Genomic DNA, 24010 nt, shown 5'->3' on the forward strand with positions numbered 1-24010 from the left:
CCTTCATAGTTACGAATTTGGTTGACGTTATGCCGAGCCTTCCTCTGCTGTTCCACTCGTCATCCACCCAGACGATTGCCTGGCGCAATGGCTCGCCGGTGCCCGTGCGCGCATTTCTCGCCGACGTGATGCACCTCGCCACGGCGCTGCCCGAGGGCTCCCACGTCTTCAACATGTGCGCCGACCGCTACCGCTTCGCGGTCGGTTTATGCGCGACGCTGCTGGCCGGCAAGATCAGCCTGCTGCCCTCCGCGCATACGCCCGAGGCCGTGCGGCAACTGGCAGCGTTCGCCCCGGATACGTTCTGCCTGCACGATAGCGCGGACTGCGACGTCGATTTGCCACGTTTCCAATTTCCTTCGGAGTCCGTTGCAATGGCGCTTGCGCCTCGCTCCGCTTTGCAGGCCGCTTTAGATTTCGCTCCACACGCAAGCTCAGTCGCCGCTGCGGATTCAAACTTCATCGTTCCGCAGATCGACGCGCAGCAGGTCGTGGCGTATCTGTTCACCTCCGGTTCGACCGGCGTGCCGGTACCGCACGCCAAGAAATGGGGTTATCTGGTGCAGTGCCTGCGCACTTCGGCTGCGCGCCTGGGTCTTGCCGAAACCGGCGCCTGCACGCTGGTCGGCACAGTGCCGCCGCAGCATATGTATGGCTTCGAAAATACCGTGTTGCTGGCGTTGATCGGCGGCTTCGCATTCAGTAACGGCCAACCGTTCTATCCGGGCGATGTCGCCGCGGAACTCGCCGCCGTGCCGTCGCCGCGAGTGCTCGTGACCTCGCCGGTGCATCTGCGGGCATTGCTGATGTCGGAGCAGCCGCTGCCGCCGGTCGCGCTGATCGTGTCCGCCACCGCACCGCTGGGCGAAGCGCTCGCCCGCAGCGCCGAGGCTCGCTTCGATGCGCCCTTGCTCGAAATTTACGGCAGCACGGAAAGCGGCCAGATCGCGACGCGGCGAACGGCACATAGCACGGCATGGGCGCTGTATCCGGAGATCCGCATGGAGACGCGGCGCACGGCCGGCGTCCCGGCGAGCACGGCGGACGGTGAAGCCGAAGCGGCTGACGACACCACCGTTTGGGTCTCCGGCGGCCATATCGAGGCACCGATACCGATGGGCGATGTGCTCGAACCCATCGATGCCCGCCATTTTCTGCTGCACGGACGCAAGGGCGATCTCATCAATATTGCCGGCAAGCGGACTTCGTTGGGCTACCTGAATCATCAATTGAACGATATCCCAGGTGTGACTGACGGCGTGTTTTTCATGCCGGACGAGCCGCCCCTGAGCATCGGGCCGATGCTCAGGGGCGAGCATGTCACGCGTCTCGTCGCCTTCGTCGTGGCGCAGGATCTCACGCAGGCGGAGGTCCTGCGCGCGCTGCGCGAACGCATCGACGCGGCGTTCATGCCGCGTCCATTGATCTTTGTCCCCACGCTGCCGCGCAATGCAACCGGCAAGCTGCCGCGCGATGTGCTGACGATGCTGGCTGCACAGCATGCGCGCGCGGCCTCACCTTCAGCCAGGACGTCGGTCGCGCTTCCCGCCGCCAACGTGGCTCACGTGACCAACGTCCACAACGTCGCAAATGTGGCCAATGCCGCTGCCCGCTCGACCACCATGCCAACCATCCAACCCGCCACGTCCCCGCTCACCTTCACGATCCCCGCCGATCACCCCGCCCTCGCCGGCCATTTCCCCGGCCAGCCGATCGTGCCGGGCGTGGTTCTGCTCGATCACGCGATCAGTGCGATCGGCACCGCGCTGAACCGTTCGCTCGACGCCTGCCGCCTCAGTTCAGCCAAGTTCCCGAGCCCGGCCACACCCGGCGCGCCGCTCGACCTCACGTTCGAGACCACAGCGAGCGGCGCGATCCGCTTCACCGTCAGCGCCCAGGCGCGCGCGGTCGCCAGCGGCGTGCTCGCCGCGCCCGTGCAAAGCGGGGAGACGGTATGCGCATGAAACGCCCCGCCTGGACGCAACGCAAAGAGCGCAGCAACATCACCTCCATGCGTTTCATGACGTGGCTGTCGCTGCGCCTCGGCCGGCGCCTGAGCCGCATCGTGCTCGCGCCCGCCAGTATCTATTTCATGCTGTTTTCGCCGGCCGCCTGCCGTGCCTCGCGCGCCTATCTCACCCAGGCGCTGGGCCGGCCGGCAAACTGGCTCGATGTCTGGCGGCACCTGATCGTGTTCGGCGCCACTATCCACGACCGCATCTATCTGCTCAACGAACGCTACGAGCTGTTCGACCTGCATCTGTCGGGCGAAAAAATGGTCGGCGCCACCCTCGATGCGGGACGCGGCGCGTTTCTGCTGGGCGCGCACCTGGGCAGCTTCGAAGTGGTGCGCACCATTGGCCGCAGCCGGCCGCAATTCAAGGTCGCCGTGACCATGTACGAGGACAACGCGCGCCGCATCAACCGGATTCTTGCTTCCATCAATCCGGCCGCGAAGCAGGACATCATCGGACTCGGCCAGGTCGACTCCATGCTCAAGGTGCGCGAATATCTCGACGGCGGCAGCATGATCGGCATGCTCGCCGACCGCACCCTGCTCGGCGACGCGCGCGATTCGGTGCGCTGGGTCGAGTTTCTCGGCAAGCCGGCGGCGTTTCCGCTGGGGCCCCTGCATATGGCGGCAATGCTGAAGCGTCCGGTGATCTTCATGACCGGGCTGTATCGCGGCGGCAACCGCTACGATATCCACTTCGAAAAGCTGGTGGATTTCTCGCAGGTCGAGCGCAGCGAACGCGCCGCCGCGGTCGAAGCAGCCCTTCTGCGCTACGTGGCCTTGCTGGAGCAGCACTGCCGGGCGGCGCCGTATAACTGGTTCAACTATTACGACTTCTGGCACACCGATCCCGCAGCCGAACCCGCTGCGGCGGCCACGGCCCGAAGTTCCGCGCCGGCGGTGCGCGCCACCGCCGATCTGACCACGACCAGCAGGAATAGCTGACGCATGATTGCAGCACGCCCACCATTCCGTATCGCGCCGCGGCATAAAGCCAGGGGTAACGTCAAAGCCAGGGCCGAGGCTAACGCCGACAACAAGGCCCGCAGCTTTGCCGCCAGGCTGGCGATGACGCTGGCCACGCTTTTTGCCGTCGCCGCCATAGCCCTCGTTCCGCACACCGCGCACGCGGCCAGTCCCGACGAGCCAGGCTGGACCCTCGACCGGCTGATGTCGACGCTCGGCCAGAAGAAGTCCGGCCACGCCAGCTTCGTGGAAACCAAGTACCTGGCCATCGCCAGCGAGCCCGTCACTTCCTCGGGCGAACTCGTGTTCACGGCGCCGGACCACCTGGAAAAACGCACGGACAGCCCGAAACCGGAAGACCTCGTAGTCGACGGCGACAAGCTCACCATCGCCCGCAACGGCCACCAATACACCTTGGCGTTGACGCAGTATCCGGACCTGTCGGCCTTCATCGAAAGCATTCGCGCGACGCTCGCCGGCAACCGTTTCGCGCTCGAACAGGTCTACAAGGTGCAGGTCGCAGGCAGCGGCGACGACTGGACGCTCACGCTCACGCCACTCGATTCGCGCATGCTGAAAAGCGTCAGCAGCATCACGCTGACCGGCACGCGCGACCTGCTGCACACGGTCGCCATCCAGCAGGCCGGCGGCGATCATTCGTTGATGCGTCTGCAAAACGACGCGGCCCAGTGATGCACGAGCCGCTCGCCACCCGCACGCCGCAGCAAGGCATCGGCCGGCTGCTGCGGCAACGCGCCGTGCTGGCGTGGCTCGTGTTTCTGCTCGCCTGTGCCGTCGTGATCAGCCGCACCAGCTTCAGCGCCGATCTGTCGGCCTTCCTGCCGCGTTCGCCGAGCGCCGGGCAACGCGTGCTGGTCGACCAGTTGCGCGACGGCCTGGTGTCGCGGCTGATTCTGGTCGGCATCGAAGGCGGCGATCCGGCCACGCGCGCCGCGCTCTCGCGCCGGATCGCGGCCACCGTGCGCGGCGATGCGCAGTTCGCCTCGGTCAATAACGGCGAACCGGTCAGCGAGGCGCGCGACCAGCAGTTCATCTTCGCGCATCGCTATGTGCTGAGTCCTGCGGTCACGCCGCAGCGCTTTTCGGTCGATGGACTGCATCAGGCGCTTGGCGACAGCCTCGATCTGCTGGGGTCGTCGGCGGGCATGTTCACCAAGGACCTGCTGCCGCACGATCCGACCGGCGAGGTCGCCACGCTCGTCAACCGTCTCGACAGCGGCGCGCAGCCGTCGTCGCAGGACGGCGTGTGGGCGTCGCGCGACGGCCGGCGCGCGGTCATGGTGGTGCAGACCGCGGGCGCCGGCTCCGATACCGACGCCCAGGCCCGCGCCATGGCAGCGCTGCAGCATGCCTTCGACGCCGCGACTCGCGCCCTGCCGAACCCCGCCGCATATCGACTGCTGATGACCGGACCCGGTGTGTTTTCCGTCGAGACGCGCGACAACATCAAGCACGACGTGGCGCGGCTTTCCGCCGTGAGCCTCGCCTTGATTGTGGCGCTGCTGCTGGTGGTGTACCGCTCGCCCTTGACACTCATGCTCGGCCTGCTACCGGTGCTGACCGGCGTGGCCGCCGGACTCGCGGCTGTGAGCCTCGCCTTCGGTACGGTGCATGGCATCACACTCGGTTTCGGCACGACGCTGATCGGCGAAGCGGTGGATTATTCGATCTATCTGTTCGTGCAGTCTTCGCGTGCGCAATCGCCGGCAACCGCTGCGCCAATCGCCCGCAGCAGCAACGACACCGCCCTGCGCGACTGGATCGCCGCCTATTGGCCAACCATCCGCCTCGGCGTGCTGACGTCGATCTGCGGTTTCGCCTCGATGCTGTTCTCGGGCTTTCCCGGCCTCGTGCAACTCGGCCTGTATTCGATTGCCGGCCTGACGGCCGCCGCGCTGGTCACGCGCTTCGTGCTGCCGCATCTGCGTGGCGCGCGTTTCGCGATCCGCGACGTCGCGCCGCTCGGCGCGGTGCTCGCAAAACTGACGGCCGCCGCGCCGCGTCTGCGCTGGCCGCTGGTGGTTTTGCTGGCGGCGTCGATTGCGCTGCTTGGGCTGCATCGTCAGCAGGTCTGGAGCCATGAACTCTCGGCGCTGAGTCCCGTCTCGCTGCAAAGCCAGGCGCTCGACGAAAGCCTGCGCGCCGCTGTCGGCGCCCCCGATGTGCGTTACCTGGTGGTGATCTCGGGCCCGAGCCAGGAAGCGGTGCTGCAAGGCGCCGAGAAGGTGGGCGCGCAATTGCAGCCGCTGGTGGATAAAGGCGTGCTGGCCGGTTACGAGAGCCCGGCGCTGTATCTGCCGAGCATGGCCGCGCAGCGCGCCCGCCTCGCCAGCCTGCCGCCTGCCGACGTGCTCGCGGCGCGCATGCGCGAGGCCGTCGCCAATCAATCCGTCAACGTGAAGCCCGAGGCCTTCGCGCCGTTTATCGCGGACGTCGACGCGGCTCGCCAGCAGCCGCTTCTGCAACGCGCGGATCTGCGCGGCACGTCGATGGCGCTCGCCGTCGATGCCTTGCTGACGCAACGCGCGGGCCGCTGGAGCGCGATGCTGTCGCTGCGCGCGCCGGACCACGCGCAGAACGCCACGCATGCCGCCACCGTCGACGAACCGAGCCTCGACGCCGACACGATCCGCGCCGCAGTGGCCAACGCGCAAGTCCCCGAGGCGCTATTCGTCGACATGAAAGCCGAAGCCGATCGTCTCTACAGCAACTACGTGCGCGAGGACATTCACCTGTCGCTCGCCGGGTTCGGCGCGATTATCGTGCTGCTGCTGATTGCGCTACGCTCGCCGCGGGCAGTCGTGCGCACCCTGGCGCCGCTCGTCGCCGCCGTGCTGGTGGTCTGCGCGGGCCTCGCTCTCGCCGGCGAACAACTGACCATTCTTCATCTGATCGGCATGCTGCTGATCGTTGCCGTGGGGTCGAACTACGCGCTGTTTTTCAACCGGCCGAGTCACGGCGCGGGCAGCCTGTCAGCCATCACGCCGCAGACGCTGGTCTCGCTCATGATCGCCAATCTGGCGACCGTGGCCGGTTTCGGCCTGCTGGCGCTGGCCCGCGTGCCGCTGCTCAAGGCGTTCGGTTTGACGGTGGGACCCGGTGCGATCCTCGCCCTGCTGTTTTCGGCGGTTCTCGCTCCTGCGATCACGCGCGCGCCCCCCATCCAAACCTCCGCGACGGTCGAACCTCGCGCCGGAGAGCGTGTATGACTTCGACGCCGCCCCGTCCCAACGTCACGCCACGCGCCACGCCCGCCGCGCCAGGGACGGCGCGGCGCTGGCGGCCCTCGCCGTTCATAAAGAGCGCGGCGGTGCTGCATGCCGGCGCCGCGGCGGCGCTTGTGCTGCAACCGGCGCTTTGGCCGTGGGCGGTCGGCGGCGTGGTCGCCTCGCATCTGGGCGCGACGGCCGCGGGCCTATGGCCGCGCAGCGCCTTGCTCGGGCTGAACTGGACCGCGTTGCCGCCGTCCGCGGGCAGACAGATCGCGCTCACCATCGACGACGGCCCGAACCCCGAAGTGACGCCGCGCATCCTCGACATCCTCGATCGCTACGAGGCGCGTGCGACCTTCTTCTGCATCGGCGATGCCGCGCGCCGCCATCCGCGATGCGTGGAAGAGATCGTCGCGCGAGGCCATGCGGTGGAGAACCATAGCCAGCAGCATCGGCATCATTTTTCGCTGCTGGGACCGGCGGCGCTGGAGCGCGAAATCGACGCGGCGCAACAGACGCTCAGCGAAATCGGCGGCATGCGGCCACTGTTCTTTCGCGCTCCGGCCGGCTTGCGCAATCCGTTTCTCGAACCGGTACTGTGCCGGCTCGGGCTGCACCTGGCGAGCTGGACGCGGCGTGGTTTCGATACCCGCACACGCGATGCCGCCGTCGTGACGCGCCGTCTGCTGCGCGGCCTCGCGCCGCGCGACATCCTGCTGGTACACGACGGCAATCCGGCTCGCGACGCACGCAATCAGCCGGTGGTGCTGGACGTGCTGCCCGCCGTGCTCGAGGCAGCGCGGGCGGCTAACCTGCCATGCACGACACTGCGCGCCGCGATTGCGCCGGATGTCTGCAATGATCGCGAAGGCTCCGAAGGCCGCGAAGGCGCTGAAGCACGCACACCTTTTGCTACCATGGACCGATAAACGTCGACCCAACCAGGCGGGCGCGCTGCACGTCGCCCGGCGCGCTGGCCTCGTCGAACTCACCACAGGACTGCATCGTCGTGAAACCTCTTGTGCTCACGCACTTTACCGCCACGAGCTGCATCGGCCGCGGGCTCGATGCCACGTTCGACGCGTTGCGCGGCAAGCGCGGCGGCCTCGCGCCCTGCCACTTCGAACGCGCCACGCTCGATACCTGGATCGGCGCCGTGGACGGCATCGACGACCAGACCGTGCGCGACGATCTGAGCGACTACGAATGCCGCAACAACCGGCTCGCGCAACTGGCGCTCAACCAGGACGGTTTCGCCGAGGCGGTGGCGGCCGCCGCGCGGCGTTACGGTGCGCAACGGATCGGCGTGTTCATCGGCACCAGTACGGCGGGCATTCTGGAAACCGAACAGGCCTACCGTGAACGTGATCCGCACAGCGGCGCGTTGCCCGCGACCTTTCGCTATGCCGAGACCCACAACCCGTATTCGTCGGCGGCCTTCGTGCGTGCGTATTTCGGCTTGCAGGGACCGGCGTTCGTGATTTCGTCGGCGTGCTCGTCGGGCGCCAAGGTGTTCGGCTCGGCGCGTCGGATGCTGGCCGCCGGACTGATCGATGCCGCCGTGGTGGGCGGCGTCGATTCGCTTTGCCTCACTACCCTGTACGGTTTCAATTCACTCGAACTGTTGTCGCCCGGTCCATGCAAGCCGTTCGATGTGCAGCGCAACGGCATCTCGATCGGCGAGGCTGCGGCGTTTGCACTGCTGGAGCGCGTGCCGCAAGCCAATGACACCACGCCGCCTTTGCCTGCTGACGCGGTTTTGCTGGCCGGCGTCGGCGAATCGAGCGACGCCTACCATATGTCGTCGCCGCATCCGCAAGGGCTCGGCGCGCGTCTCGCGATGGAACAGGCGCTCGCGAGCAGCGGCATCGCAGCGGATGGCATCGACTACATCAACCTGCATGGCACCGCCACGCCGAGCAACGATGCGGCCGAAAGCACTGCCGTCAAGACACTCTTCAATGACACGCCCTGCAGTTCGACCAAAGGCGCGACCGGCCACACGCTCGGCGCGGCCGGCGCGCTCGAAGCGGTGATCGCCGCGCTCGCGCTACGCGAGCAATGGCTGCCGGCCGGCATCAACACCACCGAGGTGGATACCGCGCTGGGACTGAATTATCAACTGACGGGCGGCCCGGCGATCCTGCGCACCGCGCTCAGCAATTCCTTCGGCTTTGGCGGTACCAATTGCAGCCTGCTGTTCGCGCGAGCCGCTTACGTGCTTGACGGAGGCGCCGCGTCATGATCGGGTTAAATGCCTTTATCGAAGGCGTCGGGCTGGTCGGGCCGGGCTTGAATGGCTGGGCCGAAGCCGAGGCCGTGCTGGCCGGCAACACGTCTTTCGTCGCGACACGCACCGTGATTCCCGCCCCGGCCAGCCTGCCGTCCGCCGAGCGTCGCCGCACCGGCACCGGCGTCAAACTGGCCATTGCGATCGGCCTTGAAGCGGTGACGAAAAGCGGCCGCGCGGCGGCGTCGCTCGCCACCGTGTTCGCCGCCTCGGGCGGCGACGGCCAGAACTGTCACATGATCTGCGAGACGCTCGCGAGCGACGACCGCAAGCTGTCGCCGACGCGCTTTCACAACTCCGTCCACAATGCGCCGGCCGGTTACTGGAGCATCGCCACCGGGGCGATGGCGCCCTCCAACGTGCTGTGCGCATATGACGGCAGTTTCGCCGCCGGCCTGCTCGAAGCGCTCTGCCAGGTCGCCGTAGACGGGGTGCCCACCCTGCTGATCGCCTTCGATACCGACTACCCCTCGCCGATGCGCGACGTGCGGCCGGTCCCCGACGCCTTCGGCGTGGCGCTGGTGCTTGCGCCGACGCAAAGCGCGAAGACGCTGGCACGCATCGATGCGCGCCTCACCGACGCACCCGCCACCGTGCTCGCTACGGCCGGATTCGAACAGATGCGCCGTAGCAACCCCGCCGCCCGCGCGCTGCCCTTGCTCGATGCACTCGCCGCGCAACGCACGTCCAGCGTCGTGCTCGACTATCTGCAGGATGTCCGCTTGCAACTGGATATCGCCATGCCGAATGTGGTCGGCAAGCCCGCACCATGACCGCCGGCTTTACCCTCTCACCGCCACTCGACCACGCCTGGATCGCCGCGCATATTCCGCATAGCGGTTCGATGTGTCTGCTCGACACCGTCATTGCCTGGGATGCCGAAGCAATTGCCTGCACGACAGGCAGTCACCGCGACCCACACAATCCGCTGCGCGCGCATGGCCGCCTCGCCGCAATCTGCGGCGTCGAATATGCCGCGCAGGCCATGGCCTTGCATGGCGCACTGCTCGGCGCGGCGCAGGAGCGTCCGCGTGCGGGGTTTCTCGCCAGCGTGCGCGACGTCGAAGCGCACACCGGCCGGCTTGATACACTTGAGGGCCTCTTGAGCGTCGAAGCCGCACGCCTGAGCGGCAACGACAACCATATCCTCTACCGCTTCGCATTGCGGTGCGACGAGCGCCTGCTGCTGAGCGGCCGCGCCGCCGTCATGCTCGATGCCAGCGGCGCAACTCTAACGGCCGCGCGTGCCTCGCACCCCGGCTCTCACTCAGGACCTGTGTCATGAAGAAGTTCAGGCTGTTGCTCGCCACGCTCACGCTGACCGCGTTGACGCCGCTGGCGCATGCAGACCTTGCGGAAGGCGCCCATCAATTCAAAACCGACGTGAAGACCGCGGGCAAGGAAACCGGTCACGCCATCGGCAACGCCGGGCGTGCGGTCGGGCACGGTGCGCGGTCTGCGGGCCATGCCATCGGGCGCGGCGCCAAAAGCGCCGGCCATGCCGTAGCGAACACCACGCGCAATGGTTATCACGCCACCAGGCGCTGGGTGAAAGAAAAGACGTAACTTGACGCGATGTAACGCGCGCGACCGTTCGGCTTGCCAGGTCGACGGCGCGGCGCAGTTCCGCGACACACCGCCAACCCTGGCTTGAACTTCCCGCGCGCCGCGTTACACCGGCGACGGATTGCGTTCCGCGAAGCCTTCCTGATGCCAGTACGGATACGCCGGCCGCACCGCGCTCGCCGCGTCGAGTTTCGCCATCTGCTCGGGCGTCAGATTCCAGCCCACGGCGCCGAGATTCTGCCGCAACTGTTCCTCGTTACGTGCACCGATTAGCACCGTCGATACCGTCGGCCGCTGCAACAGCCAGTTCAAGGCGATCTGCGGCACGGTCTTGCCGGTTTCGGCGGCCACTTCGTCGATGGCGTCGAGCACGCGGAACAGATATTCGTCGGCGACCGGCGGCCCCATGTCGGCGGTTTTGTGCAGGCGGCTCGTCGACGGCAACGGCTGGCCGCGTTTGAGCTTGCCGGTCAGACGCCCCCAGCCGAGCGGACTCCACACCACCGCGCCCACGCCCTGGTCGATGGCGAGCGGCATCAGTTCCCACTCGTAATCGCGGCCGATCAGCGAGTAATACGCCTGATTGGCGACGTAGCGCGGATAACCATAGCGGTCCGCCACATCCTGGGATTTCATCAGATGCCAGCCGGAGAAATTCGACACGCCGGTGTAGCGGATCTTGCCGGCCCGCACGAGATCGTCGAGCGTCGACAGCACTTCGGTGACGGGGGTCTTCGCGTCGAAGCCGTGCAACTGGAACAGGTCGATGTAATCGGTTTGCAGCCGCTTCAAGGCGGCATCGACGGCCTGAATCAGGTGAAAGCGCGACGAGCCGACGTTATTCGGTTCGTCGTTGAAACGGAAGGTCGCCTTGGTCGAGATGATGACCTTGTCGCGCTTGCCCTTGATCGCTTCGCCGAGCACCGCTTCCGACGAACCGCTCGAATAGATGTCGGCGCTGTCGAACATCGACACGCCCGCGTCGAGGCAGATATCGATCAGGCGGCGCGCTTCGGCGACATCCGTTGCGCCCCACGCCTCGAAGAACTCACCCTTGCCGCCAAATGTGCCGGTGCCGAAACTGAGGACCGGAACCTTGAAGCCGGATGCGCCCAAATGTCTGTATTCCATTGAATATCCTCCATAAAATTGCCACGGGGCAACGGGGCTTCAGTCTACGCGTGTCCTTGCGATCGTGTCGGCAGACCCGCATGCCGTCATGGCGCTGTAAAAATTCCAGGCGGGAGCGGACTTTACCTGTCCGTCGGCCCGGGCAGTTCCTATGCGCGGCTCATCGCAAGACCCGGTGCTCGCCTCGGATGGCGGCCTCAAGGCGCCGGCTTCCAGCAACCGTTAGCCGCAGCTAACCAGCGCGTGCAGTTCGTCGATATTGAACGGCTTGGCCAGAATCTCTACGCCGATATGCCGAGCCCGTTCCAGCTCGTCGGCGTAGCCGGTCATCAGCACGATTTTCTGCGCCGGCCACGAATGACGCACCCGTTCCGCCAGATCCACGCCATTGAGCTTGCCCGGCATCTGCACGTCGGACAGCACCAGTTCGAAGGTTTCGCCCGCGGCCAGCACATCGAGCGCGCGGTCGGCGGTGGGGGCGTGCTGCACCTCGCAGCCGAATGTCTCGAGCACGGCCGCGATGCCGGCGGCGACGTCCTCGTTGTCCTCCACCAGCAGCACCACGCCCTGGGACGCCGAGCGCGCATCGAGCGCCGCGTCGTCGGCCACGCTCGAAGCCGCGCGCGCCTCGCGGTAACGCGGTATGTACAGACGCACGGTCGTGCCGCTGCCCAGCACGCTGTCGATCTTCGCGGTGCCGCCCGACTGCTCGCACATCGCCAGCACCTGGGCGAGCCCCAGGCCCGTGCCTGAGCCTTGCAGCTTGGTGGTGAAAAGCGGCTCGAAGGCACGCCGCGCCACCGCTTCGCTCATGCCTTCGCCGTCGTCGGAACAGGAAATCAGCACGTATTCGCCGTCAGGCAGCAGCGTGTCGCTCGACACCAGCCGGGTATTCTGGCAACGGATCACGAAGCGCCCGCCGTCCGGCATTGCGTCGCGCGCGTTGACCGCGAGGTTGACGAGCGCGAATTCGAGCTCGGTCGGATCGGCCAGCACGCGCCAGCTATCCTCGACCACGTTGACCGTGACCTGCACCTTGTCGCCCACCGCCGCATCGATCAACGTGCCGACGCCGGGCAGCCATTTGGCGAAGTCGATCGGCTCCTGCTTGAGGGGCTGTTTGCGCGCCACGCTCAGCAGGCGCCGCGTCAGCGCCTCCGCGCTCTGGGTGGCGCGCTCCACCGCCGTCACTTCGGTTTTCAGGTTGTTGAAGCCCTTGTGATGGGCCAGTTGCATATTGGCCGAAACCACCATCAGCAGATTGTTGAAGTCATGCGCGACATTGGCGACCAGGTTGCCGAGCGCGCCCATGCGCTGCAACTGCCGGCTCGACGCTTCGGCGGACAGACGCATCGCCACCTCGCCCTGCCAGCGCTCCCAGGCGAGGCGCTCGGTTTCGAGCTGGCGCAGCGAGAAAAACACCAGCAGCCAGATGGCGATGCACGGCACCACCGTAATCGCCGCGATCAAAACGAAGTGGCGCCACCACTGCTGGAAAATCGCCTCGGTGGCATACGCGCTCATCACGTAGAGCGGATAGTCGCCGGCCCGCCGGAACGCCAGCAGCCGTTCGACGCCATCCACGCTCGAGGTCATCCGCACATGGCCGGACAGTTCCTTGTCGCGCAGCGCGTTGGTGAACGGCGTATGCGCGAGCGGCTCGGTGCCGGGCGGCCAGCCGGGATAACGGACCAGCAACTGGCCGTCCTGGCGGTACAGGCCCAGCGCCAGCGACGGGTCGCCGCCCGTCAGGTCGGCGTAAAAGCGCGAGAAATAGGCGCTGCGCAAGGCAATCGACACCACGCCGAGAAAGCGTCCATCGGCTGCCGAGCGGCCGATCGTCGTGTTGAAGACGTCGGTCTGCGAGACCGGACCGTACATCGGCAACGAAAAATACGGTTCGGGGCGGATCGCCTTGGCCGTGACGAAATCGTCGCGCGTGCCGTTGACGATGACCGGTGCCGGATAGGCCCGGCTATTCACCAGCAACTTGCCGTCGGCGCCGAATACGGCAATGGCGGCCACCTGCGGAAAGTCGCCGCCGATCACCCGCAGCCGCTGATGCAGGTCGGCCTCATGAGCATGAATCGCGGCCTCGTCTTCGTCGTCCAGCAGTTCGAGAATGCGGGCGCTGATCTGCTGGTTGAGGTCCAGCACCTTGACGGCCTGCTCCTCGGTCACGCGCGCGAGGCGGTCGATCATGTCGTCGGCGTCGGCAATGCGGCGCTGATAGTCGAGGTAGCCGTAGCCCACGAGGCAGCCGAGCGGAAACAGGATCGACGCGGCCAGCACCACCAGCAAAATGCGCCGCGTCGCAGCAAAGTTGCGTAACGGCAGCGGTAAGTCGACGACGGCGCGCTCCGCATGTTGCACGTGACGATCTCCTCTGAAGGTCGATGTTTTTCAGTGTAGGTCGAACCGGAGCCGCTGCACACGTCGTGCCTGACACATCAGCCGCGCCGGTTTCGGTGGCCTGACTGTACGACAGGCCGCTCAACAGCACAAATGGATGGCGTGTACAGCAGGTTCAATGGCGTGCTGCTGCGAGACGGGCAGCCCCGCGAGGCTCGGGCATGCAGCTTGCTACCGCAGCGGGCAACGCTCTAACGGATCGAATCGTTATGTCTGACCAGACCGCCTCCTCTCACGATGATGAAAACCCGCCCCGTCACGACAGCGGCTCCGGCGGCAACAACGACCGCGAATCCGGCGGCGAAAACAATGGCAAAAGCGACGGCAAGGACAGCGGTAAAGACGACAAAAGCGCCAAGGACGGGAAAGACGGCAAGGACGACGCCGAGAAAGGCTCCGGCGAACGCAAGAAGCCCGGCAAAAAGCCGCTGATCATCCTCGCCGTGGTGGCGGTGATCCTGCTGATCGGCGGCTTTATCTGGTGGTTCGCCACGCGCAACCAGGCCACCACCGACGACGCCTACACGGACGGCAACGCCATCACCATCGCGCCGCAGGTCTCGGGCTACGTGGTGGACCTCGCGGTCAACGACAACACCTACGTGCACAAGGGCGACCTGCTCGTGGTGATCGACAAGCGCGACTATCAGGCCCAGGTGGACGCGGCCCAGGCGCAACTCGGCCTCGCCCAGGCACAACTGAACGCGGCGCTGGTGCAACTCGACATCGCCCGCGTGCAGTATCCGGCGCAGTATCAGCAGGCCAAGGCGCAGACCGCCTCGGCCGAGGCCAATCTCAAGCAGGCGCAGGCGGCGTGGGAACGCCAGCACGCGGTCGACCAGCGCGCCACCACGCAGCAGAATATCGACACCGCCGACGCGCAGCAGCAGACCGCGCGCGCCAACGTGCAGCAGGCGCAGGCCCAGCAACAGACCGCGAGCCTCGTGCCGCAGCAGATCAAGCAGACCGTGGCCACCGTCGAAGAGCGCCGCCAGCAGGTGCAGCAGGCCGAGGCGCAACTCGAACAGGCGCGCCTGAACCTCTCCTATTGCGAAGTGCGCGCGCCCTCCGACGGCTGGGTCACGCGCCGCAACGTGCAATACGGCACCTTCCTGCAAGCCGGCGCGTCGCTGTTCTCGATCGTCACGCCGGAAGTGTGGGTGACGGCCAATTTCAAGGAATCGCAGCTTGAGAGAATGCGTCCCGGCGACAAGGTGGATATCGAGGTCGACGCCTATTCGAAGCTCGAACTGCATGGCCATATCGATAGCGTGCAGCTCGGCAGCGGTTCGCGCTTCTCGGCCTTCCCGGCGGAAAACGCCACCGGCAACTTCGTGAAGATCGTGCAGCGCGTGCCGGTGAAGATCGTGATCGACTCCACCTTGCCGCGCGACCAGCCGCTAGGCCTCGGCCTCTCGGTGACGCCGAAGGTCTATCTGAAATGAGCGACGCTTCCAACTCCAACTGGAAGCCCGCCTCCAATCCGTGGCTGATCGCGATTGTCGTGACGCTGGCCGCGTTCATGGAGGTGCTCGACACCACCATCGTCAACGTGGCGCTGCCGCACATTGCGGGCACCATGTCGGCCAGTTACGACGAGGCCACCTGGACGCTCACCTCCTATCTGGTGGCGAACGGCATCGTGCTGCCGATCTCCGGCTTTCTCGCCCGCGTGCTGGGCCGCAAGCGCTATTTTCTGATCTGCATCGTGGCCTTCACGATCTGTTCGTTTCTGTGCGGCATCGCCACCAACCTGACGCAACTGATCGTGTTCCGGCTGTTGCAGGGTTTTTTCGGCGGCGGCCTGCAACCCAACCAGCAGTCGATCATTCTCGATACCTTTCCGCCCGAACAGCGCGGCCGCGCCTTCTCCATTTCCGCCGTGGCGATCGTGGTCGCGCCGGTGCTGGGGCCGACGCTGGGCGGCTGGATCACCGACAATTTCACCTGGCGCTGGGTGTTTCTGCTCAACGTGCCGGTGGGCGTGCTGACCTCGCTCGCGGTGTACCAGTTCGTCGAAGATCCGCCCTGGCGCGAGAAAAGCACCGGCAAGGTGTCGATCGATTACATCGGCATTACGCTGATCGCGATTGGCCTGGGTTGCCTGCAGGTCATGCTCGATCGCGGCGAGGACGATGACTGGTTCTCCTCGCGCTTTATCTGCACCTTTGCCGTGTTGACGGTGGCGGGTCTCGTCGGCGCCATTTACTGGCTGCTCTATACGAAGAAGCCGGTGGTGGATCTGCGCTGCATGAAGGATCGCAACTTCGCGCTCGGCTGCACCAGCATGGCCGCCTTCGCGATGATTCTCTATGGCAGCGCGGTGCTGGTGCCGCAGCTCGCCCAGCAGCAGCTCGGCTATACGGCCACGTTGGCGGGGCTGGTGCTTTCGCCGGGAGCGATCCTGATCGTCATGGAGATACCGATCATCAGCCGCGCCATGCCTTATATACAGACGCGCTTTCTGGTGTCGACGGGCTTCCTGCTGCTCACCATTGCACTCGCCTACTCGCACACGCTGGTGCCCGACATCGATTACGACACGCTCGTCAAGATGCGCAGCGCCCAATCGATTGCGATTGGCTTTCTGTTCGTGCCGATCACCACGCTCGCTTACCTGACCGTGCCGCGCGAGCTTAACGACGACGCTTCCGCCCTCTTCACGATGTTTCGTAACGTGGCGGGGTCGATCGGCATTTCGCTTTCCACCGCGCTGATCCGCGAACGCACCCAGGCACGCATGGCCCATTTATCCGGACATATGTCGACACTCTCGCAGAACTACAACGACACGTTGCAGCGCACCGCGCACACGATCGCCGGCATGACCGGTCAGCCGCTCGCGCAGGCCTTGCAGACGGCCACCGGCCGGCTTTACACCACCTTCATTTCGCAGGCGACCATTCAGGCTTACATGGATGTGTTCGGCTATCTTGCTGTGTTCTGCTTACTATTTATCCCGGTGACATTCTTCTTCTCTCCGGTCAAAGCCGCCGGCGGCGCGGGAGGACATTGATATGAACCGCGCTCGCTCTCCCGTCGCTTTCCGTCTGCGTCCGCTGTGTGCCGCGCTGTCCGCTGCGGTGTTGCTCGGCGCCTGCTCGGTGGGCCCCAACTTTCACCAGCCGCAGGCCGACGTGCCGGCGCAGTGGCACGATCCGCAGCAGGCGGCTGCGGCGCCGGTTGCGGCATCAGGTGCTGCGAGTGCAGCAAGCGCCGCGCATGCTTCCAGGCCTGCGGGCGCGTCGGACGCCACCGTTGCTTCCGTGCCGACCATGGACTCCGACCCGGACCCGCAATGGTGGCGCAGTTTCGCGGACCCGACGCTCGATGGCCTGATCGAGCGCGCCGCGCGTGGCAATCTGGATCTGCAGGAGGCGGTGCTGCGCATCGTCGAGGCGCGCACCCAGGAGCAAAGCGCCGCGGCGCAAGGCTTGCCCAATGTGCGCGCGAGCGGCAGTTACCAGCGCGAACAGTTAGGCGCGAAGGGCTTCCTCGAATCGCAAGGCGTCTATAGCAAGGTCGATCAACTGGGTGCACCCAATTCGCCGATCAATGCCATTGCACCCGGCACCGGCGCGGCGGTGGAAAACGGCGCCAACAATGTACTTAACGAACTGACCTCGCCGATCAACCTGTGGCAGGTCGGCTTCGACGCCTCCTGGGAACTGGACCTGTTCGGCCGCGTGCGCCGCTCGGTCGAAGCCGCGCATGCGCAGACCGAAGAGGCGGTGGAAAGCCGCAACGACGCGCTGGTGTCGCTCGAAGCGGAAGTCGCGCAGACCTACGTGCAACTGCGCGGCGCGCAGGCGCTGCGGCAGATCACGCAGAATCTCATCGACCAGCAGCGCGAAATCGTCACGCTGACGCAAAGCCAGGCCAAGGTGGGTCTCGCCAGCGACGTCGACGTAAAGAGCGCGACTGCGCAGCTCGCGCAGACGCAGGCGCAGTTGCCGCAATTCGACCAGCAGATCGCCCAGGCCTTGAACGGCTTGTCGTATCTGCTCGGTGAGCAGCCCGGCTCGCTCGAAGCGGAGTTGTCCGCGCCCGCCGAGGTGCCGCCGGTGCCGCCGGCCGTGCCGGTCGGCTTGCCTTCGACGCTGGCGCGCCGCCGCCCCGACATCCGCCGCGCCGAGGCCAGCCTGCATGCCGCTACCGCCGACGTCGGCGTGGCCGTGGCGCAGTTTTATCCGGACATCTCGCTGACCGGCCAGGTCGGCACACGGGCCACCAACGCCAGTGGCCTCACGCATTGGTCGAGCCTCTTCTACTCGTTCGGGCCGAGCATTTCCCTGCCTATTTTCGAGGGTGGTTCGCTGGTGGCCAATCTGCATCTGTCGCAGGCCCAGCAGCAACAGGCCGCGCTCGATTACCGCAAGGCGGTGTTGACGGCGCTGCGCGACGTCGACAATGCGCTTGCCGTTTATCGTACCGATCAGGCGCGCCGCGCCTCGCTCGGCGACAGCGTGACTGCCTTGCAGGCGTCGTTCGATCTCGCCCGCGAGAGCTATCGAAAAGGGCTCGTGACCTTTATCAACGTGCTCGATGCCGAGCGGCAACTCAGCGACGCGCGGCAGCAATACGCGCAAGGCACCACCCAGGTCAGCACGGATCTGGTGGCGCTCTACAAGGCATTGGGCGGCGGCTGGCAGGCAGCAAGTGGCGCGGCGGTTTCTAACGGCGGCGGCCCGGCGGCGCAAGGTAGCGATGCGGCGAGCGCATCTTCAGCATCTTCAGCATCTTCATCTTCGGGTAGCTGAACGGGGCTTTCGTCGCCCGGATACGACACGCGGGATGGCTCAAGCAGCGATCTCGTCCACCGCCCGCGGCTGGGTCGAAGGCGCCGCCTCGGCGATCCGGCGGCACGCGGTCAGCATGTCGCGCATCGAGGTCGCATAGCAGTCGGCGCCAATCGCGCTTTGCAGGTCGTCGCTCCACGTTTGCGGCTGCCCTTGCGGCCACAGGCCGACCACGATCGCCGCCTGCGGCAGACGCTGCCGGACCCGTTTGACGAGATAGCGCAGATGCGACGGGATGCCGTCGATGTTCAGATAAAACAGGCACACGATGGTCACCGCGGAGGTATCCAGCGTATCGATCGCGCTGCGTGACGCGGCCTCGTGCGGCAACACCCGGCAATCGAGATCGTGCTTGCCGAGCAATTGCACCAGCAGCCCGGCGGACAGTTGATCGAGCGGGCCACGCCCTGAAATGCATAGCACGTGATGCGCGGCGCGATTGCGCGCGGCCTGCGCGGGCGAGAGATCAGTTTCTTCGGTATCGCCATGATTCGTGCTTGCACTCGCGCGGGCTTCATCACTCACACCGTCGTGCGTCGTTTCGCGCGGGCTTGCGTCCGCTTCCTCGGTCGGTGCAAACGGATGGGCCTCGACGGGCGCCACGGCGGCCCAGTTGTCGGCCTGCTCGTCGCGCGTGGGGTCATGGTCCGGATAACTGTCGAGCCCTTCGATCAGATCGTTGGTGGTCGACTCGATCCGCGCGAGTTGCGCGGCGCTGACACCGCCGCGCTGCACGTCGATGGCGGCCAGTTGCAGGCCCTTGACCGCGACCTCGTCGTAGTACGCACAGAGCGAGCGTTCGCGCAGCATGACTTCCGCCTGGGCGATGGCTTCGTCGGGGTCGCCGGCGAGTGCGCGCTGGTAGAAGTTTTCGATCGGCGTCAGCGCCGGTTGATCGCCGAGCAGCACGTCGAGAAATTCGAGCCGTCGCACATGGCGGCCCAGCACCAGCAGACACAAGGTCAAAGGCGTCGAGAGAATCAGGCCGACCGGCCCCCAGATCCAGCTCCAGAAAATCGCCGCCACGACCACCGAAAACGGCGAGAGGCCCGTGCTGTGCCCATACAGCAGTGGCTCGACCACCTGCCCCACCACCAGTTCCACGGTGACGAACAGCGCAAGCGACCAGATCGCCATCGACCAGTCGGGGCTCACCGCTGCCGCCAATCCGGTGGCGAGCGCGGCGGAAATCCAGATGCCCACATACGGCACGAGCCGCAGCAACGCGGCCATGATGCCCCACAGAATCGGACTGGGCACGCCCACGCAAAACAGGCCCACGCCGATCACCACCCCCACCCCCGCATTCACGCCGAGTTGCGAGACGAAGTAACGGCTCAGACGCCGCGCCGCCTCATCCATGACAGTCGTGGTGCGATGCAGGTCGCGCGAGCCGAACAGGCGGATCGCGCGGTCGCGCAGATCGTCGCGCTGCAGCAGGATCACGATGGTGACGACGAACACGATGAATGCGGTTTCGAGCGGACTGATGGCGGGCGACAGAAAGCGCCGCGCAATTTCAAACGGCGTCGGCACCGGTTCGCGGACTTCGACCGGCATGGCGGCAGCCGGATGCGCGTCGGAACTCGGCGCGACCGCGCTGCGCGAGGCCGGCAATGAGGGCGATGACGACGGCGCGGGCGGCGGCTCCGCCGTCACCCGCTGCAACGCCTGGCCGGCGACGCCGGCAAGACGGTCGAGCTTGCCGATGGTCAGACTATGCGCCGCCTCGATCTTGCTCTCGATGGTGGCTTGATAACGCGGCGCATTGGTGACGAGTTCGGTCAGCTGGGTGCCGATCACACTGGCGAGCAGCACGATCACCGACACCGATAACAGCACCGCGACCAGCACCGACGCCACATGCCCGAGCCGGATGCGCAACAGAAAATCCGCCAGCGGCGCGACCAGAAAACTCAGCAGGATCGCGAGCGTAATGGGGATCAGGACGTCGCGCGCGAAATACAGCGCCGACACCGCAAGCACGCCGACCGCAAGCGTAATCAGGCCCTCGATGCCGAGAGCCGCGATTGGCGCAACGCGGGTCGCAGGCCGCGTCAGCCGCGAATCGTCGAAGTCTTTCATGCTGGGGCATTAGTCCGGTTGCATTCGGTGGCGTCTCGCCTGGGGGGCGCGCTGGTTCCCTGCAGGCGCGCGGCCGCAGTGAACCAGCGCCGCTTGCAGACGGCGACGGTCGCCGCGAACCGCCGCGGCAGATAGCGACGCCGGGCGCCGGTTTAAGGCTTGCGTGCCGGGGTCGGCGTGGGGGTCGGCAGCACGCCGTGTTTGGCGCTCTCGTCGCCGGCCGACTCTTTCTCGACTTCCGCGCGAGCCTGCTCCCAGTATTCGTCAGGGGTGCCCTTGGGATCGGTCGCCTGCTCCCACAGGTAGTACGCGCGCATGCGAATCCGGTCTTCCGGGCTGACCTGCTCCAGTTCCTGCTCTTGATCCTGTTGCTGTGCCATTCTGGCCTCCTGGTGTGTGGCTCGATTCGTCGCAGGGTCGAAGTAACCAGCGCGAACGACAACCGCGAAACGGCGACCGCCGCGTCCGGCAGCGCCTCGTCAGGCGGCTGCAACGGCACGCGGCGGCGCCTTCGTTCCACTCATTCAGCAAGGCCTGTACCTGGCGCCAGGCTGGTTTTGCCCCTGTTCTTTTTAGTTGCGCCTCTTAGTCGCCCTTGTCGGGATCGTCCGTGGTGAGTTGCTGTTCGAGGCGATCCAGCACGCGCTGGGTGGCGCGGCTCGAGGCGTCCAGGGCGAACAGCAGCAGCGAGCGGCCCGTCACCTGGTACGATTGACCCGCGGAAAATGCCGGTAATTCATCGCGCACCGGCATGTTGGTATCGAGCAGGCAGGTCCACTTGTCGCCTTCGGGAACGTCCGGCAAGGTGAAATTCACCACGTCGTGATGGGCGTTCAGAACCAGCAGAAGGGTTGCATCGGACGCGGGCCGGCGGATGCCGCTCGCCTGCGCGCGGCCGTCGATCACGAGGCCGAAACAGCGCATCGCCGCATCGTCCCATTGCTCCTGCGAGAGATCCGTACCGGCCGGCGAGAGCCAGCGCGTGTCGGTCACGTCCAGTTCCGCGTTGTATTCGCCGGTCAGGAAACGCCCGCGCCGCAGCACCGGCAGGCGGGTCCGCAGCGTCGTCAGGTTCTTGACGAACTCGGTGAGCGCGCGGCCGTCGTCGTCAATGCCTTCCCAGTCGAGCCAGCTAATCTCGTTGTCCTGACAATAGGCGTTGTTATTGCCCTTCTGCGTGCGGCCGAACTCGTCGCCGGCGAGGATCATCGGCGAGCCCTGCGAGAGCAGCAAGGTGGCGAGCAGATTGCGCTTCTGGCGTTCGCGCTGCTGGCGGATATCCGGGTCGTCGGTCGGGCCTTCCACGCCGAAATTCCACGACTTGTTGTCCGAGTGGCCGTCCTTGTTGTCTTCGCCATTGGCCTCGTTGTGCTTGTCGTTATAGGAGACGAGATCGTTGGTCGTGAAGCCGTCATGGGCCGCGATGAAATTCACGCTTGCCCATGGACGCCGGCCACGCCGGTCGAATTTGTCGCCGGAGCCGGTCAGACGTTTGGCGAGATCCGGCACCATGCCCTCGTCGCCCTTCCAGAAGGCGCGCGTGGTGTCGCGAAAGCGGTCGTTCCATTCGGCCCAGCCGGGCGGAAAGCCGCCCACCTGATAGCCGCCGGGGCCGCAATCCCACGGTTCGGCCACAAGCCGCACGCTGGAGAGCACCGGGTCTTGCCGGCAACTGTCGAGAAAGCCGCCGCCCTCGTCGAAGCCGTGCTGCTCGCGGCCGAGAATCGTGGCGAGATCGAATCGGAAACCGTCGACCTTCATTTCGCTCACCCAATAACGCAGGCTGTCCGTCACCATTTGCAGCACACGCGGATGCGACAGGTTCAGCGTATTGCCGGTGCCGGTGTCGTTGATGTAGTAGCGCGGCTCGTCGGGCATCAGGCGATAGTACGAGGCGTTGTCGATGCCCTTGAACGAGATCGTCGGGCCGCGTTCGTTGCCTTCGGCCGTGTGGTTGTAGACGACGTCGAGGATCACTTCCAGATTGGCGTTGTGGAAGCGGTCGACCATCGCCTTGAACTCTTCCACCGAAGCATTCGCGCCTGCAAAGAAACGCGGGTCGGCGGCGAAAAAGCCGATCGTGTTGTAGCCCCAGTAGTTCGTCAGGCCTTTGTCGAGCAGATAGCTGTCGTTGACGTACATCTGGATCGGTAGCAGTTCGACGGTGGTGACACCGAGGCCTTTGATGTAGTCGATGACCGGCTGCTGGCCTAAGCCCGCGAAGGTGCCGCGCAGATTTTCCGGCACCTCGGGATGACGCATGGTAAAGCCGCGCACATGGGTTTCGTAGAAAATCACCCGCTCCCACGGCAGCGCGTTGCGCTCGGGATGGGTCCACGAGAAGTTCGCGTCCACCACCTTGCACTTCGGCACGAATGGCGCGCTGTCGCGCTCGTCAAAGGACAGATCGCCGTCTTCGTGGTCGAGCGTGTAGCCGAAAATCTCCGGTCCCCACTTGAGTTCGCCGATATGCGCTTTCGCATAGGGGTCGAGCAGCAGCTTGTTCGGATTGAAACGATGCCCTTCCTCGGGCGCATACGGTCCGTGGACGCGATAGCCGTAAACCGCCCCTGGTTTCAGATCCGGAACGAAGACATGCCAGACTTCATCGGTATATTCGGGCAGTTCGATGCGCTCGATTTCCTCACGCCCCGTCGAATCGAACAGGCACAGTTCGACCTTGGTAGCGTGCGCGGAAAACAGCGCGAAATTGACGCCGGAGCCGTTCCACGTCGCGCCCAGCGGGTAGGGGACACCTTCGGCGATACGGGTGGCGTAACGAACTTGAGACGCTTGCGGGGCCTCGCGTGACATGGTTTTTCCTCGGACGGTGGCAGATGTTCGCACCGAAACCGGCGCGAGAGGCTTACTTAAGCAAGTTGCGGTCCTGCCCATCCGTCCCTATCCGCGGCGCGTCGTCGCCGCTTCCAGCACCCGCAGCAGCCGCTGCGGCGTCAACGGCTTCGCGCAATGCGCATCGAAACCCACCGCCCTGGCATCGGCGCGGTCATTCGCCGAAGAAAACGCGGTACACGCTACCAGCAACATATGCGAGGTGGACGCATCCGCGCGCAGACGGCGCGCGAGTTCGAAGCCGTCGAGCCCCGGCATCTTGATGTCGAGCACGACCGCGAACGGCTGCCATTCGACGGCCAGTTCGCACACCGCGAGCGGGTCTTCCAGCGCGCGGCATTCGAAGCCATCGGCATTGAGCAGCAACTGCAAGGCGTCGGCGGCTTCGCGATAGTCGTCGACCACCAGCACGCGGCGATGCGACGCCAGTGCCTCGTCGATGGGTCGCCACACCACCACGTCATCGTTGTCGTTCATCCTGTAGTCTGCGGTCACTGTTTTCTCCATGACGTCACGCGTCGACGCATTGGACGATGGGTGCAAGATTCGATCCCGGCATCTGCACGCCACGCATGCTGCATGCTGGGATATCACGCAGTGCCATTCACGGCGCGTCGACGCCGATGCGTCTCACATAACGTGCGTGGTCAGCGGACCATGC

At 65.7% G+C, this 24010-nt stretch carries 18 protein-coding genes; 12 read left to right on the forward strand and 6 right to left on the reverse strand.

Annotated features, from left to right (window positions below):
- Positions 1-29 precede the first annotated feature (29 nt).
- The 9 genes from FQ755_RS09440 (at position 30) to FQ755_RS09480 (ending at position 10069) form a co-directional block, all read left to right on the forward strand.
- Positions 30-1964 (forward strand): AMP-binding protein, encoded by a 1935-nt coding sequence (locus tag FQ755_RS09440; RefSeq protein ID WP_144153427.1) that lies wholly within the window; start codon positions 30-32, stop codon positions 1962-1964.
- Positions 1961-2959, forward strand: coding sequence for an acyl-CoA synthetase (locus FQ755_RS09445; RefSeq protein ID WP_144153429.1), 999 nt, complete (start codon positions 1961-1963; stop codon positions 2957-2959). The genes FQ755_RS09440 and FQ755_RS09445 overlap by 4 nt, the downstream gene beginning before the upstream one ends.
- A gap of 123 nt (positions 2960-3082) precedes the next feature.
- The gene (locus FQ755_RS09450; RefSeq protein ID WP_144154597.1) at positions 3083-3673 is read left to right on the forward strand and encodes a LolA family protein; all 591 of its coding nucleotides are present in this window, start codon (positions 3083-3085) and stop codon (positions 3671-3673) included.
- Positions 3673-6210, forward strand: a complete 2538-nt coding sequence (locus tag FQ755_RS09455) for an MMPL family transporter (RefSeq protein WP_144153431.1) — start codon at positions 3673-3675, stop codon at positions 6208-6210. The genes FQ755_RS09450 and FQ755_RS09455 overlap by 1 nt, the downstream gene beginning before the upstream one ends.
- The gene (locus FQ755_RS09460; protein ID WP_144153433.1) at positions 6207-7142 is read left to right on the forward strand and encodes a polysaccharide deacetylase family protein; all 936 of its coding nucleotides are present in this window, start codon (positions 6207-6209) and stop codon (positions 7140-7142) included. The genes FQ755_RS09455 and FQ755_RS09460 overlap by 4 nt, the downstream gene beginning before the upstream one ends.
- An 80-nt stretch (positions 7143-7222) precedes the next feature.
- The gene (locus FQ755_RS09465) at positions 7223-8458 is read left to right on the forward strand and encodes a beta-ketoacyl-[acyl-carrier-protein] synthase family protein (protein ID WP_144153435.1); all 1236 of its coding nucleotides are present in this window, start codon (positions 7223-7225) and stop codon (positions 8456-8458) included.
- The gene (locus FQ755_RS09470) at positions 8455-9276 is read left to right on the forward strand and encodes a beta-ketoacyl synthase chain length factor (protein WP_144153437.1); all 822 of its coding nucleotides are present in this window, start codon (positions 8455-8457) and stop codon (positions 9274-9276) included. The genes FQ755_RS09465 and FQ755_RS09470 overlap by 4 nt, the downstream gene beginning before the upstream one ends.
- A complete protein-coding gene (locus FQ755_RS09475) occupies positions 9273-9788 on the forward strand; it encodes a hotdog family protein (RefSeq protein ID WP_144153439.1) in 516 nt (171 codons plus the stop codon). The genes FQ755_RS09470 and FQ755_RS09475 overlap by 4 nt, the downstream gene beginning before the upstream one ends.
- The gene (locus tag FQ755_RS09480; RefSeq protein WP_144153441.1) at positions 9785-10069 is read left to right on the forward strand and encodes a hypothetical protein; all 285 of its coding nucleotides are present in this window, start codon (positions 9785-9787) and stop codon (positions 10067-10069) included. Before FQ755_RS09475 ends, FQ755_RS09480 begins: the two co-directional genes overlap by 4 nt.
- Positions 10070-10174: 105 nt before the next feature.
- Here FQ755_RS09480 and FQ755_RS09485 read toward each other — a convergent pair whose 3' ends face one another.
- Complete coding sequence (locus FQ755_RS09485; RefSeq protein ID WP_144153443.1) at positions 10175-11200, reverse strand: aldo/keto reductase; 1026 nt, start codon at positions 11198-11200, stop codon at positions 10175-10177.
- A 222-nt stretch (positions 11201-11422) separates the two neighbouring features.
- Entirely contained in the window at positions 11423-13573 is a 2151-nt protein-coding gene (locus FQ755_RS09490) for a hybrid sensor histidine kinase/response regulator (protein ID WP_144153445.1), read from the reverse strand.
- Between the two features lie 248 nt (positions 13574-13821).
- Between FQ755_RS09490 and FQ755_RS09495 the strand changes: the two genes are divergently transcribed.
- Genes FQ755_RS09495 through FQ755_RS09505 form a run of 3 tightly spaced genes read left to right on the forward strand, consistent with a single transcriptional unit; the run spans position 13822 to position 18372 of the window.
- Positions 13822-15057 (forward strand): HlyD family secretion protein, encoded by a 1236-nt coding sequence (locus FQ755_RS09495; protein WP_260858458.1) that lies wholly within the window; start codon positions 13822-13824, stop codon positions 15055-15057.
- A complete protein-coding gene (locus FQ755_RS09500) occupies positions 15054-16628 on the forward strand; it encodes a DHA2 family efflux MFS transporter permease subunit (RefSeq protein WP_144153447.1) in 1575 nt (524 codons plus the stop codon). The genes FQ755_RS09495 and FQ755_RS09500 overlap by 4 nt, the downstream gene beginning before the upstream one ends.
- Before the next feature lies 1 nt (position 16629).
- Entirely contained in the window at positions 16630-18372 is a 1743-nt protein-coding gene (locus FQ755_RS09505; RefSeq protein WP_144153449.1) for an efflux transporter outer membrane subunit, read from the forward strand.
- A 39-nt stretch (positions 18373-18411) separates the two neighbouring features.
- Here the strand turns inward: FQ755_RS09505 and FQ755_RS09510 are convergent, their stop codons facing one another.
- The 4 genes from FQ755_RS09510 to FQ755_RS09525 form a co-directional block, all read right to left on the reverse strand.
- Complete coding sequence (locus FQ755_RS09510; protein ID WP_144153451.1) at positions 18412-20496, reverse strand: AI-2E family transporter; 2085 nt, start codon at positions 20494-20496, stop codon at positions 18412-18414.
- Positions 20497-20648: 152 nt separating this feature from the next.
- Positions 20649-20876: a DUF2934 domain-containing protein gene (locus tag FQ755_RS09515; protein ID WP_144153453.1), complete on the reverse strand. Its 228-nt coding sequence runs from the start codon at positions 20874-20876 to the stop codon at positions 20649-20651.
- Positions 20877-21081: 205 nt separating this feature from the next.
- Positions 21082-23310 (reverse strand): glycogen debranching protein GlgX, encoded by a 2229-nt coding sequence (gene glgX / locus FQ755_RS09520; protein ID WP_144153455.1) that lies wholly within the window; start codon positions 23308-23310, stop codon positions 21082-21084.
- An 87-nt stretch (positions 23311-23397) separates the two neighbouring features.
- The gene (locus FQ755_RS09525; protein WP_144153457.1) at positions 23398-23844 is read right to left on the reverse strand and encodes a response regulator; all 447 of its coding nucleotides are present in this window, start codon (positions 23842-23844) and stop codon (positions 23398-23400) included.
- Between the last annotated feature and the right edge of the window lie 166 nt (positions 23845-24010).

Source organism: Paraburkholderia sp. BCC1885 (assembly GCF_900996235.1).
Classification (GTDB): Bacteria; Pseudomonadota; Gammaproteobacteria; order Burkholderiales; family Burkholderiaceae; genus Paraburkholderia.